The sequence below is a fragment of the Streptomyces sp. NPDC017993 genome (assembly GCF_044328065.1).
In the GTDB taxonomy this organism is placed as follows: Bacteria; Actinomycetota; Actinomycetes; order Streptomycetales; family Streptomycetaceae; genus Streptomyces.
The window spans coordinates 354760-372080 of record NZ_JBIRGO010000005.1 but is presented as its reverse complement, the minus strand read 5'-3'; the positions used below and the strand labels follow the sequence as shown (position 1 = coordinate 372080).

At 71.0% G+C, this 17321-nt stretch carries 13 protein-coding genes; 6 read left to right on the top strand and 7 right to left on the bottom strand.

All coding sequences use genetic code 11. The features are described from left to right. Window positions 1-152: 152 nt before the first annotated feature. Window positions 153-1364 carry a pyridoxal phosphate-dependent aminotransferase gene (locus ACH4FH_RS11255; RefSeq protein WP_398555511.1) on the top strand — a complete coding sequence of 404 codons (1212 nt, stop codon included), beginning with the start codon at window positions 153-155 and terminating at the stop codon, window positions 1362-1364. 86 nt (window positions 1365-1450) lie between these two features. Beyond that, on the top strand, window positions 1451-1879 hold the full coding sequence (locus tag ACH4FH_RS11250) for a hypothetical protein (RefSeq protein WP_398555510.1): 429 nt from the start codon (window positions 1451-1453) through the stop codon (window positions 1877-1879). Between the two features lie 116 nt (window positions 1880-1995). Here the strand turns inward: ACH4FH_RS11250 and ACH4FH_RS11245 are convergent, their stop codons facing one another. After that, complete coding sequence (locus ACH4FH_RS11245; protein ID WP_398555509.1) at window positions 1996-3861, bottom strand: phosphoenolpyruvate carboxykinase (GTP); 1866 nt, start codon at window positions 3859-3861, stop codon at window positions 1996-1998. Window positions 3862-4106: 245 nt separating this feature from the next. On the opposite strand from ACH4FH_RS11245, the gene ACH4FH_RS11240 reads away from it, so the two are divergent. Beyond that, window positions 4107-4832, top strand: coding sequence for a hemolysin III family protein (locus tag ACH4FH_RS11240; protein WP_398555508.1), 726 nt, complete (start codon window positions 4107-4109; stop codon window positions 4830-4832). A gap of 623 nt (window positions 4833-5455) precedes the next feature. Here the strand turns inward: ACH4FH_RS11240 and ACH4FH_RS11235 are convergent. Continuing rightward, entirely contained in the window at window positions 5456-7504 is a 2049-nt protein-coding gene (locus ACH4FH_RS11235; protein ID WP_398555507.1) for a thioredoxin domain-containing protein, read from the bottom strand. Window positions 7505-7758: 254 nt separating this feature from the next. Here ACH4FH_RS11235 and ACH4FH_RS11230 point away from each other — a divergent pair, with 254 nt between their 5' ends. Beyond that, window positions 7759-11079, top strand: coding sequence for a tetratricopeptide repeat protein (locus ACH4FH_RS11230; RefSeq protein ID WP_398555506.1), 3321 nt, complete (start codon window positions 7759-7761; stop codon window positions 11077-11079). Window positions 11080-11151: 72 nt separating this feature from the next. Here the strand turns inward: ACH4FH_RS11230 and ACH4FH_RS11225 are convergent, their stop codons facing one another. Both ACH4FH_RS11225 and mca read right to left on the bottom strand, forming a co-directional pair. Then, window positions 11152-11403 (bottom strand): hypothetical protein, encoded by a 252-nt coding sequence (locus ACH4FH_RS11225; RefSeq protein WP_398555505.1) that lies wholly within the window; start codon window positions 11401-11403, stop codon window positions 11152-11154. Between the two features lie 4 nt (window positions 11404-11407). Beyond that, window positions 11408-12280: a mycothiol conjugate amidase Mca gene (mca, locus tag ACH4FH_RS11220; RefSeq protein ID WP_398555504.1), complete on the bottom strand. Its 873-nt coding sequence runs from the start codon at window positions 12278-12280 to the stop codon at window positions 11408-11410. A gap of 131 nt (window positions 12281-12411) precedes the next feature. Here mca and ACH4FH_RS11215 point away from each other — a divergent pair, with 131 nt between their 5' ends. Next, window positions 12412-12822: a DUF4307 domain-containing protein gene (locus ACH4FH_RS11215; protein ID WP_398555503.1), complete on the top strand. Its 411-nt coding sequence runs from the start codon at window positions 12412-12414 to the stop codon at window positions 12820-12822. Between the two features lie 287 nt (window positions 12823-13109). Beyond that, on the top strand, window positions 13110-13607 hold the full coding sequence (greA, locus tag ACH4FH_RS11210) for a transcription elongation factor GreA (protein ID WP_393896268.1): 498 nt from the start codon (window positions 13110-13112) through the stop codon (window positions 13605-13607). 171 nt (window positions 13608-13778) lie between these two features. On the opposite strand, the gene ACH4FH_RS11205 is transcribed toward greA, so the two are convergent. The 3 genes from ACH4FH_RS11205 to ilvA all read right to left on the bottom strand — a co-directional run bounded on the left by ACH4FH_RS11205 (window position 13779) and on the right by ilvA (window position 17308). Continuing rightward, window positions 13779-14639 (bottom strand): ABC transporter permease, encoded by an 861-nt coding sequence (locus tag ACH4FH_RS11205; protein WP_398555650.1) that lies wholly within the window; start codon window positions 14637-14639, stop codon window positions 13779-13781. Between the two features lie 5 nt (window positions 14640-14644). Continuing rightward, the gene (locus tag ACH4FH_RS11200) at window positions 14645-15754 is read right to left on the bottom strand and encodes an ATP-binding cassette domain-containing protein (RefSeq protein ID WP_398555502.1); all 1110 of its coding nucleotides are present in this window, start codon (window positions 15752-15754) and stop codon (window positions 14645-14647) included. A gap of 315 nt (window positions 15755-16069) precedes the next feature. Further along, window positions 16070-17308, bottom strand: a complete 1239-nt coding sequence (gene ilvA, locus ACH4FH_RS11195; RefSeq protein ID WP_398555649.1) for a threonine ammonia-lyase — start codon at window positions 17306-17308, stop codon at window positions 16070-16072. Window positions 17309-17321: the final 13 nt, after the last annotated feature.

Genomic DNA, 17321 nt, shown 5'->3' with positions numbered 1-17321 from the left:
GAAATCAGCGCCCCGGACGGGACACCCCCCGGGCTCTCGCACCCCCCGACGCACCCTCCCGTCACGCGGCGTGAGGAACCGCACACCGTGCGCCGACCAGGGTGGGGAAAAACACCGAGCGGCCTCCGATACGCGGCCGTAAGGTGGCGGACATGCAGGTGATCCAGTCAACGAAGCTCGCCAACGTCTGCTACGAAATCCGTGGCCCGGTGCTTGAGGAGGCCATGCGGCTGGAGGCGGCGGGTCATCGCATCCTCAAGCTGAACACCGGCAATCCGGCGGCGTTCGGCTTCGAGTGCCCGCCCGAGATCCTGGAGGACGTCCTCCGCTCGGTCGGCACCGCCCACGGCTACGGCGACGCCAAGGGGCTGCTCTCGGCCCGCCGCGCGGTGATGCAGCACTACCAGACCAGGGGCATCGAGCTCTCGGTCGACGACATCTATCTCGGCAACGGCGTCTCCGAGCTGATCCAGATGTCGATGCAGGCACTGCTGGACGACGGCGACGAGGTACTCGTACCGGCCCCGGACTACCCGCTGTGGACGGCCTCGGTGTCGCTCTCCGGCGGTACGGCCGTGCACTACCGCTGCGACGAGCAGGCGGACTGGATGCCGGACCTCGCCGACATCGAGCGCAAGGTCACCGACCGCACCAAGGCCATCGTCGTCATCAACCCGAACAACCCCACGGGCGCCGTATACGACGACACCCTGCTGCAGGGCATCGCGGAGATCGCCCGCCGCCACAACCTGATCGTCTGCGCCGACGAGATCTACGACAAGATCCTCTACGACGGCGTCACGCACACCCCGTTCGCCTCGCTCGCCCCGGATCTGCTGACCCTGACCTTCAACGGGCTGTCCAAGTCCTACCGGGTCGCCGGCTACCGCAGCGGCTGGCTGGCGGTCTGCGGCCCGAAGGCGCACGCCACCTCGTACATCGAGGGCCTGACGATCCTCGCCAACATGCGGCTGTGCGCCAACATGCCGGCCCAGCACGCCGTCGCCACCGCACTCGGCGGCCGGCAGTCGATCAACGATCTGGTGCTGCCCGGTGGGCGGCTGCTGGAGCAGCGCGACGCCGCCTACGAGCTGCTCACCCAGATCCCCGGGATCACCTGCGTCAAGCCCAAGGGCGCGCTGTACGCCTTCCCGCGGCTCGACCCCAAGGTCTACAAGGTCAAGGACGACCGGCAGATGGTCCTGGACCTGCTGCGGGCCGAGAAGATCATGATCGTGCACGGCACCGGCTTCAACTGGCCGGAGCCCGATCACTTCCGCCTGGTCACCCTCCCCAACAAGGACGATCTGACCGACGCCGTCACCCGGATCGGCTCCTTCCTCGACGGTTACGGACAGTACTGACGCGGAGCAAGTTCTTGTACGACCCACAACTTTAGACAGAGTCTAAGCTAGGATGGTCTCCTAGACTTTCTTCAGGAGGCCGTCCCATGTACGAACCGATCCGCAACAAGTCGGTCCACAGCATGGCCGGTGACCCGGACTTCCCGCACCGCTCCCGCGAGGAGGAGCTGGACATCCGGCTGGCCGGACATCTGACCGCGCTGCTCACCGTCACCGACGAACTGCACGCGCTGGCCCCGCGCGCCGGCGGCGCGCTCGACGCCGCCGAGCTGACCGCGGCCGCCGACCGTATCGTCGAGCAGGTCGCCCGTCTCAGCGGCGGGCACCACCCGCTGCGCGCCGAACCTTCCGGCGGCGATCCGTCCCGCATCCCGGCGCTGCACCAGCGCGCCCGCATGCTCGCGGGGAACGCCCTGTCGGTGGCCACCTCCCGGCACGACACCGCGGCGATGGCCCTGACGAACGAGCGCCTGGAGGCGCACACCACGGCGCTCCCGGATCTCGCCACCGCCTGACAGCGGCGGTCCGGCGCACCGCGCCGACCGGTCCGGTACGCGATCCGCGCCCACCACACGCGCCGGGGCCCCGCACCAAGTGCGGGGCCCCGGACGGATGTTGAGCGGAGCGATGACTAGCCGAGGCGCTGGACCAGCGCGCGGTACTCGTCCCACAGCTCCTTCGGCGTGTGGTCACCGAAGGTGTTGAGGTGCTCGGGGATCAGCGCCGCCTCCTCGCGCCACACGTCCTTGTCGACGGTGAGCAGGAAGTCCAGGTCGGCCTCGTCCAGGTCCAGGCCGTCGGTGTCCAGCGAGCCCTTCGCCGGGAGCACGCCGATGGGCGTCTCGACACCCTCGGCCGTGCCCTCCAGCCGCTCGACGATCCACTTGAGCACCCGGCTGTTCTCGCCGAAGCCCGGCCACACGAAGCGGCCCTTGTCGTCCTTGCGGAACCAGTTGACGTAGTAGATCTTCGGCAGCCGGTCCTCGGCCCCCGCGCGCGCGGCGTCCTGCCCGACCTTGACCCAGTGGCCCATGTAGTCGCCCATGTTGTAGCCGCAGAACGGCAGCATGGCGAACGGGTCGCGGCGCAGCTCGCCGACCTTGCCCTCGGCCGCGGCGGTCTTCTCGCTGGCGACGTTGGCGCCGAGGAAGACGCCGTGCTGCCAGGTGAGCGACTCGGTCACCAGCGGCACCGCGCTGGCGCGGCGGCCGCCGAAGAGGATCGCCGAGATCGGCACGCCCTTGGGGTCCTCCCACTCGGGCGCGATGATCGGGCACTGGCCGGCCGGGACGGTGAAGCGGGCGTTGGGGTGGGCCGCCGGCGTCTTCGATGCCGGGGTCCAGTCGTTGCCCTTCCAGTCCGTGAGATGGGCGGGCAGTTCCTCGGTCATGCCCTCCCACCAGACGTCGCCGTCGTCGGTGAGCGCGACGTTGGTGAAGACGGAGTTGCCCCACAGCGTCTTCATGGCGTTGGCGTTGGTGTGCTCGCCGGTGCCGGGCGCGACGCCGAAGAAGCCGGCCTCGGGGTTGATGGCGTAGAGGCGGCCGTCCTCACCGAAGCGCATCCAGGCGATGTCGTCGCCGATGGTCTCGACCGTCCAGCCGGAGATCGTGGGCTCCAACATCGCGAGGTTGGTCTTGCCACAGGCGCTCGGGAAGGCGGCGGCGACGTACTTGGCCTCACCCTGCGGCGGGGTGAGCTTGAGGATCAGCATGTGCTCGGCGAGCCAGCCCTCGTCACGCGCCATGACGGAGGCGATGCGCAGCGCGTAGCACTTCTTGCCGAGCAGGGCGTTGCCGCCGTAGCCGGAGCCGAAGGACCAGATCTCGCGGGCCTCGGGGAAGTGCGAGATGTACTTGGTGGAGTTGCACGGCCACGGCACGTCGGCCTCGCCCTCGGCCAGTGGCGCACCGAGGGTGTGCACGGCCTTGACGAAGAAGCCGTCCTCGCCGAGCTCGTCGAGGACCGGCTGCCCCATGCGCGTCATGGTGCGCATCGAGACGGCGACGTACGCGGAGTCGGTGATCTCCACGCCGATGGCGGAGAGGTCGGAGCCCAGGGGGCCCATACAGAACGGGACGACATACATCGTCCGGCCGCGCATCGAGCCGCGGAAGACGCCCTGCTCACCGGTGAAGATCTCCCGCATCTCGGCGGGGGCCTTCCAGTGGTTCGTCGGGCCGGCGTCCTCCTCCTTCTCGGAGCAGATGAAGGTGCGGTCCTCGACCCGCGCGACGTCCGTGGGGTCGGAGGCGGCGTAGTACGAGTTGGGTCGCTTGATCGGGTCGAGCTTCTGGAACGTGCCCTTGTCGACGAGCTCCTCGGCCAGCCGCTCGTACTCCGCCTCCGAGCCGTCGCACCAGACGACCCGGTCGGGCCGGGTGATCGCTGCGATCTCGTCGACCCAGGCGATGAGGCCCTGGTGACGGGTCGGGAGGGCGCCCCCGGCGGGTTTGTCGGAGGGCTGGGCTGAGGGAGCCGCGTTGTCGCGCGCCACGATCGCTCCTAGATGAGGGGTATGGACGGATAGCTGCCCGGTTTGACGCGGGATGGATCCGCTTATCTGGAAATGTCTGCCCCTTGGGGGCCGCGACCCGGATGCTTCGTGACCGCTCATCCGGTGCCGACCGCACTCATTTGATCATCCGACCCTGAGCGAGTTCTGTCCAGAGGGCGCTTTCGTGACCGTCACCACTTCAGGACGAATCCGTAACTTACGGTGGCGTAGATAGCATTGCCGCCATGACTTCCGCGCCCGACGCCACCGAGAGCGACTCTTCCCGCGTGCCTCACACGGCAGAAGCGGTCGCCGCGGTCACCGCGGCCGCCGCGCCGCTCAAACCGAAACTGCGCGGCTGGCTGCACGCCGGAATGTTCCCCGCGGTGCTGCTCGCCGGCATCGCCCTCACCGCACTCGCCGACAGCACCCGCGGCCGCCTGGCCTGCGCCATCTTCGCGCTCACCGCGTGCCTGCTGTTCGGCACCAGCGCCCTCTACCACCGGGGCAATTGGGGCCCGCGGGCCGACGGCGTGCTGCGCCGCCTCGACCACGCCAACATCTTCCTGATCATCGCGGGCACCTACACGCCGCTCACGGTGCTCCTCGTGCCCGGCACCAGTGGCCAGACGCTGCTGTGGTCGGTCTGGGGGGCCGCACTGGGCGGCATCATCTTCCGCGTCTTCTGGGTCGGCGCACCGCGGTGGCTCTACACCCCCTGCTACATCGCCATGGGCTGGGCCGCCGTCTTCTTCCTCCCCGACTTCCTGCACGCGGGCGGAGTCGCCGTACTGGTACTCGTCATCGTCGGCGGACTGCTCTACAGCGCGGGCGGCGTGATCTACGGACTCAAGCGCCCCAACCCCTCACCGCAGTGGTTCGGCTTCCACGAGGTCTTCCACTCCCTGACGCTCGCGGCCTTCGCGGTCCACTACATCGGCATCTCCCTGGTGGCGTATTCGCGCGGCTGAGCCCGCCCGGCCCCGGGCCGGTTCCCCTCTCGCGCGCCACCGTGGCCGCGGCCACGTGGCCGCGGCCACGCGCCGTATCAAGGCCACCGAGAGGGCCGACGCCACGGCGAAAACCAGACCCACGGCGCCGAACGCGAAACCGTCGCCACGCCACGCGACAGCGAGCACGAAAACCACGAGAACCCCAGGTCGCATAGCCTGCCCCACCTCCCCGATCACCCTGTGTCACGGGCAACTCGTCGCAGCGTGACACACGCCACTGACAAGCCGGGTTTTGTGGGCCGGCGCGATGCGGGCAGCCGCCTACGGGAGCGCAACACCAGGCACGGCAGGAGAGTTGTGGGCCGAGGGCGGCTGGACCACCCGCCTCGACGACCTCCCCCCACCGGGCGAGGGAGGCCCCGGCGCGTGGACTCACCGTGTGAGGCGCGCGGCGGGCCGGGCTCCGGGCGCCTCCGGAGGCGCTTCCGGCCGCGGCGGCCCACGGACACGCGCCGTGGAGAGGGCCGAGGCGGCTGCCCTGGAGCGGCGCGCCCGGCCGGCCACCACGCACGGCGGCGGACGCGCACGAACCGCGCGCCACCCAGGTGGCCCCCTCTCTCAGGGCCTCAGGCGCCCCGCTCTCAGGGCCGCAGGCGCTCCGCCAGTTCCGCCGGGTCGGTCGTGGGCCGCTCGCAGGTGAAGTGGCGGCACACGTACGCGGCCGGCCGGCCATCCACCAAGGGGCGGTCCATCAGCAGCGGTACCTGGCCGGCGTCGTCCGAGCCTGGTTCGCCGAGGGCGACGACCGCACCGGGTGCGGTACCCAGCAGGGCGGCGCGGTGCAGCGCGCCGGTGGCCGGGTCGTCCGGGGCCCCGACGACGGCGACCTCCCACGGTCCGTCCAGCGCCGCCTCGGCGACGGCCAGTCCCCAGCCGATGAAGCGGGGGGCCCGGCCGCTGAGCGCCGTGACGATGCCCAGGGCCTTCTCCGCGGCGTCCCGGTGGAGGGCGCTGCCGGTCAGGGCGGCGTACGACAGAAGGGCGCCGGCCGCCGCCGTCCAGCCCGAGGGCGTGGCGTTGTCGGTCGGGTCCTGGGGACGGCGGATCAGGGCCTCGGCGTCGGCGGCGGTGTCGTAGAGCGCACCGTCCTCGGCGGTGAACTGGACGAGCACGGTGTCAAGGAAGAAGCCCGCGAAGTCCACCCAGACGCCCTCCCCGGTGACCGAGGCCAGCGCCAGGAAGCCTTCGGCGACGTTCGCGTAGTCCTCCAGGACTCCGGAGTTGGCGCCGGGCGCGCCGTCGCGGGAGGTGCGGTGCAGCCGGGCCTGCCAGTCCATGTGGACCCGGACCAGGAGGTCGGCCGCGTCGGTGGCCGCCTGGATCAGGTCCGGGCGGCCGAAGTAGGCGCCGGTCTCGGCGAGGGCTGCGATGGCCAGCCCGTTCCAGGAAGCGACGATCTTGTCGTCGCGGCCCGGGCGCTCCCGCTCCTCCCGCGCCTTCAGCAGCCGGCGCTTGACGGACAGCAGCCGTTCGTCGTCCACCGGGCCATCGGTTTCGGGGAGTTGGAGGACGGAGGCGCCCTCCTCGAAGGTGCCCTCCTCGGTGACGCCGAACGCTTCGGCGGCGAATTCCGCGTCCTTGTCACCGAGCACCGCGCGCAGCTGCTCCGGCGTCCAGACGTAGTACGCGCCCTCGACGTGCTTGCCCGTGCCGTCGTCGCTGTCCGCGTCCAGCGCGGAGGCGAAGCCGCCCTGCTCGGTGCGCAGCTCGCGGACCATGAATTCGGCGGTCTCGATCGCGACGCGGCGGGCCAGGTCGGAGCCGTCGGCCCGCCAGAGGTGGGCGTAGGTCCGGCACAGCAGGGCGTTGTCGTAGAGCATCTTCTCGAAGTGCGGCACGGTCCACGTCGCGTCCACGGCGTAGCGGGCGAAGCCCCCGCCGAGCTGGTCGTAGATGCCGCCACGCGCCATCGCCCCGCCGGTGGCCTGCACCATCTCCAGGGCCGCTTCGGAGCCGGTCCGCGCATGGTGGCGGAGCAGGAATTCCAGCGCCATGGACGGCGGGAACTTGGGCGCGCCGCCGAATCCGCCGCGCGCCGCGTCGAATTCGCGGGTCAGGCCCATCAGGGCGGCGTGCAGGTCCTGCGGGGCGGGCAGCCGCTGGTCGCCCGCGGGCAGCGTCGCCGACAGCGAGCGCCCCGCCAGGTCGGCCACGATCCGGGCGGCGACCTCACCGACCTCTTCGCGACGGTCCGCCCAGGCGCTGCGCACACCCTCCAGGACCTGCCCGAAGGAGGGCATGCCGTGGCGGGGCTCGGGCGGGAAGTACGTACCGAAGTAGAAGGGCTCGGCATCGGGGGTGAGGAAGACGGTCATGGGCCAGCCGCCCTGCCCGGTCGCGGCCTGAACGGCCTCCATGTAGACGGCGTCGACGTCCGGCCGCTCCTCGCGGTCGACCTTGACGGACACGAAGTGGTCGTTGAGCAGGGCGGCGGTGGCCGGGTCCTCGAAGCTCTCGTGGGCCATGACATGACACCAGTGGCAGGAGCTGTAGCCGACGCTGAGCAGCACCGGCACGCCGCGCCGCCGCGCCTCTTCGAACGCGTCGGTGGACCACGGCCACCAGTCGACCGGGTTGTCGGCGTGCTGGAGCAGATACGGGGACGTCTCATGGGCCAGGCGGTTCGGCATACGGCCATCCTCTCCCAACCGGGGTCCCGGAGTCGGGAGCGGAGGGAGTTATCCACAGGCCTGCCGTAATTCGCGCGGACGGGGAACACTGTGCGTACGGCGACGATCACCGCCGGGGCGTGCCGCGGGCCCGCGGCCCCCTTCCGGAGCGGGTCGGGCCGTGTGCATGACCACCGGGGGTCAGCGGGAGCACGCTGAGGTCCGGAGACCGCCAAGACTGCTGGAACTGCTGGAACTGCAGGAGGGGGACACACATGCCGGGCTCACTGGCTGTGCTGCGCGACGGCCACCGGGCGGAAGCGGACGGGCTGTTGGCACGGGCCGTCGAGGAAGAGGTGCGGCGTTCGGGCGGCCGGCTCGACGGCGGCACGCTGCTCAGCAGAGCGCGGGCGGCACTGGAGGATCTGGCCGCCACCGCGTCCGAGGAGTACTCCGAGTACGTCCGGGCGCTGGACGAGGCCGCGGCCGGCCACCGGCCGCTGAGCGAGCGGCTCTCGCGCAAGGAGCTGGCCACCCCGGCGGTGGCGACGGCCGTGGCGGCGCTGGCCGCCTTCGGCACGGACCTGGCGTGCGGCACCGGCGCCGGCGCCGCACTGGGCGCGGGCTCCGCCGTGGTGGTGGCAGGGGCCGCCGCCACGGTCGTGAAGCTGACGGCCGGACACTGGCCTGCGGCCCACCGGCAGGCGGGCATGCGGGGGCAGCCCGGCGGCCCGGAGCAGCTGCGGCTCCAGTGGCTGACGGCCTTCGAGGTGCGTGGCGTCCGGCCGTTCCTGGACCAGCAGCGGATGCTGACGGCGGCGACCCGTGGCAGCGGCTCGGCGGCCGCCGGGGGCTCCCCGGGCGGGAAGAAGTCGAGCGCGTGGGGGACGGTCGCCGCGAACGCGGGCCGGGTGGTGCCGCAGTTGCGCGGAACGGACCGTAGCGCGGCGGCCCGCCAGCGGTCCGTACTGGAGCAGTCGTTCTCCCAACTGCCGCGGGCCGACGCCCCGTTCGCCGGGCGTCGGGCCCAGCTGACGCAGATCGCCCAGTGGGTGCACGCGGCCCGTGCGAGCACGGAGACCAGGCCGACGGTGGTGGTGCTGCACGGCGAGCCGGGCTCGGGACGTACGGCGCTGGCCGTGCGGGCCGCCCACCAGCTGCGGGATCAGTTCCGCGGGGCGTGTGTGGTGGATCTGCGCGGCGATACGCCCGGCGAGGTGCCGCTGCCGACGCGGGACGCGCTGTTGCATCTGCTCAACCGGCTGGGCGCGCCGCGCGAGCAACTGCTGTTCCGCGAACGCCCCTCCCAGGAACAGCACGTCAAGCGGCTGACCGACCTCTATCACCAGCATCTGACCGGCCTTCCGGTGACGGTGTTGCTGGACGACGCCTCGGACCCGGAGCAGGTACGGACGCTGGTGCCGGACCGCTCCGACGGCCTGGTGCTCGTCACCTCCCGGACGCAGCTGGAGCTGCCCGAGGACCTCCAGGCATGGGTGCATCACCTGCCGGTGGGCCCGCTGGACGCGGCCGGCACCGAAGAGCTGCTGCGGGCCGCCACCCCGCCGGACGAGGCGGCGGGCGAGGCCGGCCCGTACGACTCACGGGCGATCGACGAGATCTCCGAGCTGTGCGCGGGCCTGCCGCTCGCCCTGCGGGTGGCGGGCTCCTCGCTGGGATCGCGCAGCCCCGCCGCACTGGCCGCGGACCTCGCGGCCCACGGGTCGGTCGCACCGGTCGAACGGGCCCTGGGGCTGCGCTACGCCGACCAGTCGGAGGCGGCCAGGCGGCTGCTGCGACGGCTGGCACTGGTGGGGCATGCCTCGCTGGGCGCCGCGGCCGCGGCGGCGCTGCTGGGCGTCGAGGTCCCGGAGGCGGAGCGGCATCTGTCCACCCTCGCGAAGGCGGGTCTGGTCGAGCATGTGCGCGGCGAGCGCTACCGCCTGCATGCGCTGGTGCACCGCTTCGCGCACGCCCGCCTGGTGGACGAGGAGGAGCCGGGTGAGCGCGGTGCGGCACAGGAGCGGCTGATCCGCGGCTATGCGGAACTGGCCGACTCGGTCATCCGCCTCGTCGACGGCCGTACGTCCACGCGCGCCGACCGCTTCGGTTCGCACGGCTTCACCTCCCTGGACGCCGCCCTGCAGTGGCTGGACGACGAGTCCAGCTTCATCACGGCCGCGCTGCGGCACGCCGACCAGGACGTCGACCAGGCGGCGGTCTCGCATCTGCTCGGCGCCCTGGCCGACTACTGCCTGCTGCGTGGGGATCTGTACCGCCTGGGCGAGCTGAGCGAGCTGACCCGGGCCGTCGGGCAGGGTCTGCTGGTCCGCTCGGTGCAGTGGCGTACGGGCGTCGCGGCCCGCCAGCTGGGCGAGCTGGACACGGCGCGGACGACGCTCTCGTCGGTGGTGGACCTGTATTTCGAGGCGCAGCACCCGGCGGGCGCCGCCCGCGCACTGCGCGACCTGGGGATCACCCTCCAACAGCAGGGCAATCTGACCGAGGCCGCGGCAAAGCTCCGGGAGGCGCTGGACATGCAGTCCGGCGCCGACATGCACGGCGACCGGGCCTGGACGCTGCACGCGCTCGCGGCGGTCGAGCGGGACCGGGCGCGGATCGCCGAGGCGCTGGAGCTGCTGCGCGAGTCGCTGGCGCTGCACGAGGAGAGCGAGAGCGTGCACGGCCAGGCGTGGGCACACTTCCAGCTCGGCCAGGTGTATCTGCGGATGGGCGACGTGCCACGGGCGGAGGCCGCGCTGCACTCCGCGATGGAGCTGTACGGCCGCACCCACGACGAGCGCGGTGAGGCCTGGGCGATGACGCAGCTGGCGCGCGGCCGGCTGGTGGACGGCGATCCGGGGCCGGCCGTCGATCAGCTCCGCCAGGCGCTCCCGCTGCACCACCAGCACGAGGACGCCCGGGGCGAGGCGTGGACGATGTACTACCTCGGCCAGGCCCTGGAGGAGCGCGGCGAGCACGACGCCGCGCTGCGCCAGCTGGAGCGCTCGCGCACGATGTTCAGCCGGATGCAGGACGGCTACGGCCTGGCCTGCGCACGGCACCATTCGGGGCGGGTGACCCGCGATCTGCGCGCGGCGCAGACCGGCTCGCTGCGCAACAGCGGCTTCGCCCGGCAGTTGCTGCAGGACGCCCGCAAGGACTTCCAGCGGATCGGCGTGCCGCACGGCGAGGCATGGTCATGCCTGGAGCTGGTGATCATCGACGCGGGCAACGGCCGCGCGGCCCAGGCTCTGGAGCTGGCCGACGAGGCCGCGCAGATATTCGCCGGCTACGGCGACCGGCGCGGCGAGGACTGGGCGCGCTTCCTGCGCTGCACGCTGCTGCCGTTCGCCTCACCGGGCGGTTCCGTGGTGGGCACGGCCGTCGCGCAGGAGGAGCTGGCGCAGCTGGTGCGGGAGGGGCACCCGGCGCGGGATTCCAAGCTGGAGGACTGTGCGGAGACCTTCGCGCTGCTGCTGGACCGCGGCATGGAGCCGGAAACGGGGTGGCAGGCCTGGCAGCTCGGCATGGTGCCGAACCGCCACGCGCGAGAGGTGATGGGAGTGCCTGTCGCGCCGACCCCCGCCGAGTGACGTACCCGCCGGGCGGGGCCGCGGTGCTCCGCCCGGCTCGCTGACCGCGGAGTCAGCGAGCCGCCGGAGACGTCAGCCGGTCTTCGGCTTCGGAGCGTTCGGGGCGGCGGAGGCGGTCGCGGCCGTCTCCGCCTCCTCGGGCTGCTCCTCGAAGTCCACCTTCTTCATCTGCTTGTTCATGGACTTCATCAGCAGCCACACGGCGCCGCCGATGATCGCGAAGACGATGAAGCCGAGGACGCCGGGAGTCACCTTGTTCTTGTCGAAGCTGTCGGCAAGGGTGACGAAGTGCGTCATGGCGAGGGTGCTTGTCGCGCTCATCATGGGCTCAATTGTTGCGGATGCCCGCGAAGAGGTCGTCCTCGGGGAGGGAAGTGTCCACGCGTGACTTCGCCAGCTCGTACTCCTCGGTCGGCCAGACCTCGCGCTGGATGTCCATCGGGACGCGGAACCAGCCGCCGTCGGGGTCGATCTGCGTGGCGTGCGCGATCAGCGCCTTGTCGCGGATCTCGAAGTAGTCCGCGCAGGGCACGTACGTGGTCAGCGTGCGCTCGCGCTGCTCGAACTGCTTCCAGCGCTCCAGCCACTCGCCGTAGGGCGACTCCATGCCGCGCTCCAGCAGCGCCTCGTGCAGCGCGACGGTGCGCGGCCGGTTGAAGCCCTGGTTGTAGTAGAGCTTCTGGGGCTGCCAGGGCTCGCCGGCCTGCGAGTACTTCTCCGGGTCGCCGGCCGCCTCGAAGGCCACCATCGTGATCTTGTGGGTCATGATGTGGTCCGGGTGCGGGTAGCCGCCGTTCTCGTCGTAGGTCGTGATGACCTGCGGCTTGAACTCCCGGATCAGCTTCACCAGCGGCTCGGCCGCGGCCTCGACGTCCTGCAGCGCGAAGCAACCCTCGGGCAGCGGCGGCAGCGGGTCGCCCTCGGGCAGGCCGGAGTCGACGAAGCCGAGCCACTCCTGCTTGACGCCCAGGATCTCCCGGGCCTCGTCCATCTCCTTCTTCCGTACCTCGTGGATGTTCTCCTCGATGTACGGGTCGCCCTGGAGCTTGGGGTTGAGGATGGAACCTCGCTCACCGCCTGTGCAGGTGGCGACCAGCACGTCCACCCCCTCGGACACGTACTTGGCCATGGTCGCCGCACCCTTGCTCGACTCGTCGTCGGGGTGGGCGTGGACGGCCATCAATCGCAGCTGCTCAGTCAAGACTCGATCCTCAGTGAAAGGCCGGAGAAGATGCCTCCTATAGTGACCGAAGCGAGGGGGCACTGTATTCCCCGGGCAGGGGACCTCCCCGGGTTCTGACCGCCCGGGCCCCCGTACCAGGAGGAATGATCATGACGGCGGCGCGCGAAAAGCTCCCGGACGGACGCTACGGCCGCTCCGCGGACGCGCGCGCGGACCGCAAGCTCAAGATCATCGGAGCGGTGCTCGGTGTCGCGCTGCTCGGCGTGCTCGGTTGGATCGGCACCTCGTACATCGCCGGCCAGGACCTCAGCGCACGGGTGATCGGCTGGGACGCGGTGTCCGACCACTCCATCAAGGTGCACCTCGAAGTGATCAAGGGTGAGGGCGACACGGGAGTGTGCACGCTCCGCTCGCAGGCCGAGGACGGCTCCGAGGTGGGCCGCAAGGACGTCACCATCGACCAGCGCGCCCAGCAGGTCGACTCCGAGATCACGCTGCGCACGACGAAGCGTGCGACGAACGCGGTACTCGTCGGCTGTACGGCGTCCGGCGACAGCTGACCGGGCCCCGGAACGCCCCCCGGGACGGCCTGTGAGGAGCGCGCAGACCTCCGCCAGGCCCCCCGGACTCCCGCGTCACCTGTCCGGCATGCCCGACGCACGGGGCCGGGCGAGGCGGCGTCCGACCGCCTCTGAGCAGCGAAGATGCGTTCCTGTGCGTTCCCTGTAAATTTCCTCTTCCCCGTTTTGTGCCGGAATTGTTAGGCTCGTGGTTTCGCCCACCCGTGAAGGCGCAAGTCTTCCTGGTAGGGCGTTTGATTTATCCCCAGTACCGACGAGGAGCACCTGTGACCCAGACCAGCGAGAACGTCACCTGGCTGACCCAGGAGGCGTATGACCAGCTCAAGGCCGAGCTGGAGCACCTGTCTGGTCCCGCACGCGCCGAGATCACCGAAAAGATCGCGGCGGCCCGCGAGGAAGGTGACCTGAAGGAGAACGCCGGGTACCACGCGGCCAAGGAGGAGCAGGGCAAGCAGGAGCTTCGGGTTCGCCAGCTCACGCAGCTGCTGCAGACCGCGAAGGTCGGCGAGGCTCCGGCCACCAGCGGCGTGGTGGCCCCCGGCGCGGTCGTCACCATCGCGTTCGACGGAGACCCGGACGACACCCTTACCTTCCTGCTGGCCTCGCGGGAGTATGCGAGCTCGGACATCGAGACCTACTCCCCGCAGTCGCCGCTGGGCGAGGGTGTGAACGGCAAGAAGGTCGGCGCCAACGCGGAGTACGAGCTCCCGAACGGCAAGAAGGCGGCCGTGAAGATCCTCGACGCCAAGCCGTACACGGGCTGAGCCCTCCCCCGGCGTCCCACAGACGAAGCGGCGGCCCGGAGCCTTCAAGGCTCCGGGCCGCCGCTTCGTTCCGTCTTCCGCCCGCGCACGCTCAGGGCCTCGCGGGCCCGGCCGTACGAGGCTTCACGCCCCGCCGCACAGGGCCTGATACCCCTGGTGCGGCTGCGTGCGTCAGCCCGTCGCCGACCGGTACTTGCGCACCGCCAGTGTCCGGAACACCAAGATGATCACAACGGACCAGATCACCGAGGCCACGATCGGGTGGTCCATCGGCCAGGCACCGGTCACCGACTTCGGCACCCCCGCGATGGTGTTGCCGAACAGCTCCCGGGCCGCGGCCACGGTCGCGCTGAACGGATTCCACTCCGCGACATACTGAAGGAACGTCGGCATGCCGTTGACCGGCACGAACGCGTTGGAGATGAAGGTCAGCGGGAACAGCCAGATCAGCCCGCCGGACGTGGCCGCCTCCGGCGTCCGCACCGTGAGGCCGATCAGCGCGCCGATCCAGGAGAAGGCGTAGCCGAGCAGGAGCAGCAGCGCGAAGCCCGCCAGCACCTCGGCGATGTTCTCGTGGGTGCGCCAGCCGATGAGCAGCGCGACGACGGCCAGGACGACCAGCGTCAGCGCGGTCTGCACGAGGTCGGCGAGGGTGCGCCCGGTGAGCACCGCGCCCCGGGACATCGGCAGCGACCTGAACCGGTCGATCAGGCCCTTGTGCATGTCGTCGGCGATTCCCGCGCCGGCGCCCGCGGTGGCGAAGGTGACGGTCTGCGCGAAGATGCCGGCCATCAGGAACTCGCGGTACGCCTGGGCGTCTCCCACCGGCGCCCCGGGGATGTTGATGGAGCCGCCGAAGACGTACGTGAACAGCACCACGAACATGATCGGCTGGATCAGCCCGAAGATCACCACTTCGGGGATGCGCACCATCCGGATCAGGTTCCGCTTGGCGACCACCAGCGAGTCGCGTACGGAGCGGCCGATGCTGCCGCGTGGCTGCGGCGCCCGGAGGGAGCCGGCTTCGGACACCGTCGTCACTTCACGTCCTCCTTCGTGGCCGGCCCGCTCGCCGCGGCCGGCTCGGCCGCCTCGGCGCCCTTCCTGCCCTTGTGCTTCCGGCCGGCCGCGCTCGCGCCACCGCCGGCGTCCCCGCCACCGGCCCTGCTCCGACCGTTCTCACCGTTCTGGCCGTTCTCTTCCTCGATCTCGGCCGCGTGCCCAGTCAGCGAGATGAACACGTCGTCGAGGGTCGGGCGGCGCAGCCCGATGTCATCGATCTCCACACCCCGGGTGTCCAGTTCGCGGATGACCTCGGCGAGCAGCTTGGCGCCGCCCGTCACCGGGACGGTCAGCTTGCGGGTGTGCGTCTCGACCGTGCTCTCGCCCTTGCCGAAGCCGCGCAGGACCTCGTCGGCGATGGCGAGGTGTTCCGGCGCGTGCACCACGACCTCGACGCGTTCGCCGCCGGTGCGCGCCTTGAGCTGGTCGGAGGTGCCCCGGGCGATGACCTTGCCGTGGTCGACGACGCAGATGTCGTGCGCGAGGCGGTCGGCCTCTTCCAGGTACTGCGTGGTGAGCAGCAGGGTCGTGCCGCCGGCGACGAGTTCCTGGATGACGTCCCACAGCCCCTGGCGATTGCGCGGGTCCAGGCCGGTGGTCGGCTCGTCCATGAACATCACGGGCGGGCTGACGACCAGCGCGGCGGCGAGGTCAAGGCGGCGGCGCATACCGCCCGAGTAGGTCTTGGCGGTGCGCTCCGCGGCGTCGGCGAGATGGAAGCGCTCCAGCAGTTCGCCGGCCCGCCGCTTCGCGTCGCGCGCACTCATCTGGTAGAGCTGACCGACCATCATCAGGTTCTCGCGGCCGGTCAAGTACTCGTCGACGGCGGCGAATTGGCCCGAGAGGCCGATGGAGCGGCGCACCCGGTCGGGGTGCGCGAGGACGTCGATCCCCGCGACCTGTGCCGTGCCGCGGTCGGGCTTGAGCAGGGTCGTCAGCACGCGTACGGCAGTGGTCTTGCCGGCACCGTTGGGGCCGAGCATTCCGAGGACGGTTCCTTCGGGAACGTCGAGATCGACGCCGTCCAGTGCCCTGACTTCGCCGAAGGTCTTCACCAGACCTTCGGCATAAATGGCACCTGGCATGTGGGTACTCCCATGGCTTGGGTCAGTTCCAGGTCGAATATTACGTTTGGCAACCAAAGACCGCCTTGCGGCATTTGATCGCCTCAGGCTGCCATGACGCGCCGGCAACCCGGAAGCGCGATGGTAGTGCAACGCGATACATCGCGAGTAGTGGTTTTTCGCGATACACGTGTCAAGGGTCCCGTGGGGGCCGAGCGGCCGGAGGCGCCGGCAGTCACCGGTGCGGCGGCAGCCGCCGGATCGGTGGCGGGCAAACGAAAGGCGCCGCGGTGCTCCCGCGGCGCCTCCACCTCGTTGTTTCCCTCGTGCCCACCCTCACCCGGTGACGATGTACCCCGCGTGCCGCAACGCCGTACTCACCTCGGTGCAGTGCTCAGGCCCCTTCGTCTCCAGGTGCAACTCCACTTCCACCTCGGTCAGGCCGAGCCGCGGATCGGTCCGCACATGGCCCACATCGAGCACATTGGCGTCGACCACCGACAGCACACCCAGCAGCGTCGCCAGCGCGCCCGGCCGGTCGGTCAGCCGCAGCCGCAGCGACAGATAGCGGCCCGCGGCCGCCATGCCGTGCCGCAGGATGCGCTGCATCAGCAGCGGATCGACATTGCCCCCGGACAGCACCGCGACCACCGGTCCCTCGAAGGACCCCGGGTCGGAGAGCAGCGCCGCCACCGAACTCGCCCCGGCCGGCTCCACCACCAGCTTCGCCCGCTCCAGGCACAGCAGCAGCGCGCTGGAGAGCTCGTCCTCGGAGACCGTACGGACCTCGTCCACCAGCTCGTCGACGATCCCGAACGGCACATCGCCGGGCCGCCCGACCTTGATGCCGTCCGCCATCGTCGACAGCCCCTCGACCGCCACGGGATGCCCGGCCGCCAGCGACGGCGGGTAGCAGGCCGCGCCCGCGGCCTGCACACCGACGACCTTCACGTCCGGCCGCAGGGCCTTGACCGCCAACGCGACACCCGCCGCCAGCCCGCCACCGCCGACTCCGACGACGATCGTGCGCACCTCCGGGCACTGTTCGAGGATCTCCAGACCCACGGTGCCCTGGCCCGCGATGATGTCGCGGTGGTCGAAGGGATGGATGAAGACCGCACCGGTCTCCTGGGCATACTCCTGGGCGGCCGCCAGCGTCTCGTCCACCACCTGACCCTGCATCCGCACCTCGGCGCCGTACTCACGCGTCGCGGCGACCTTCGGCAGCGGGGCGCCGACCGGCATGAAGACGGTCGACCGCACGCCCAGCAGCGACGCGGCGAGCGCCACCCCCTGCGCGTGGTTGCCCGCGCTCGCCGCGACGACACCGGCCGCCCGCTCCTGCGCGGAGAGCCCGGCGATCCGTACGTAGGCGCCGCGGATCTTGAAGGACCCGGTGCGCTGGAGGTTCTCGCACTTGAGGTGTACCGGCGCGCCGACCAGTCCGGTCAGATAGCGGCTGCCTTCCATGGCGGTGGCCCGGGAGACACCGGAGAGCATCTTGTGCGCCTCGCGGACGTCCTCGACCGTGATCGCGGCGGCCGCCCCGCCGGACGTCATCCCACCGGACGCCATCCCGTCGGCGATC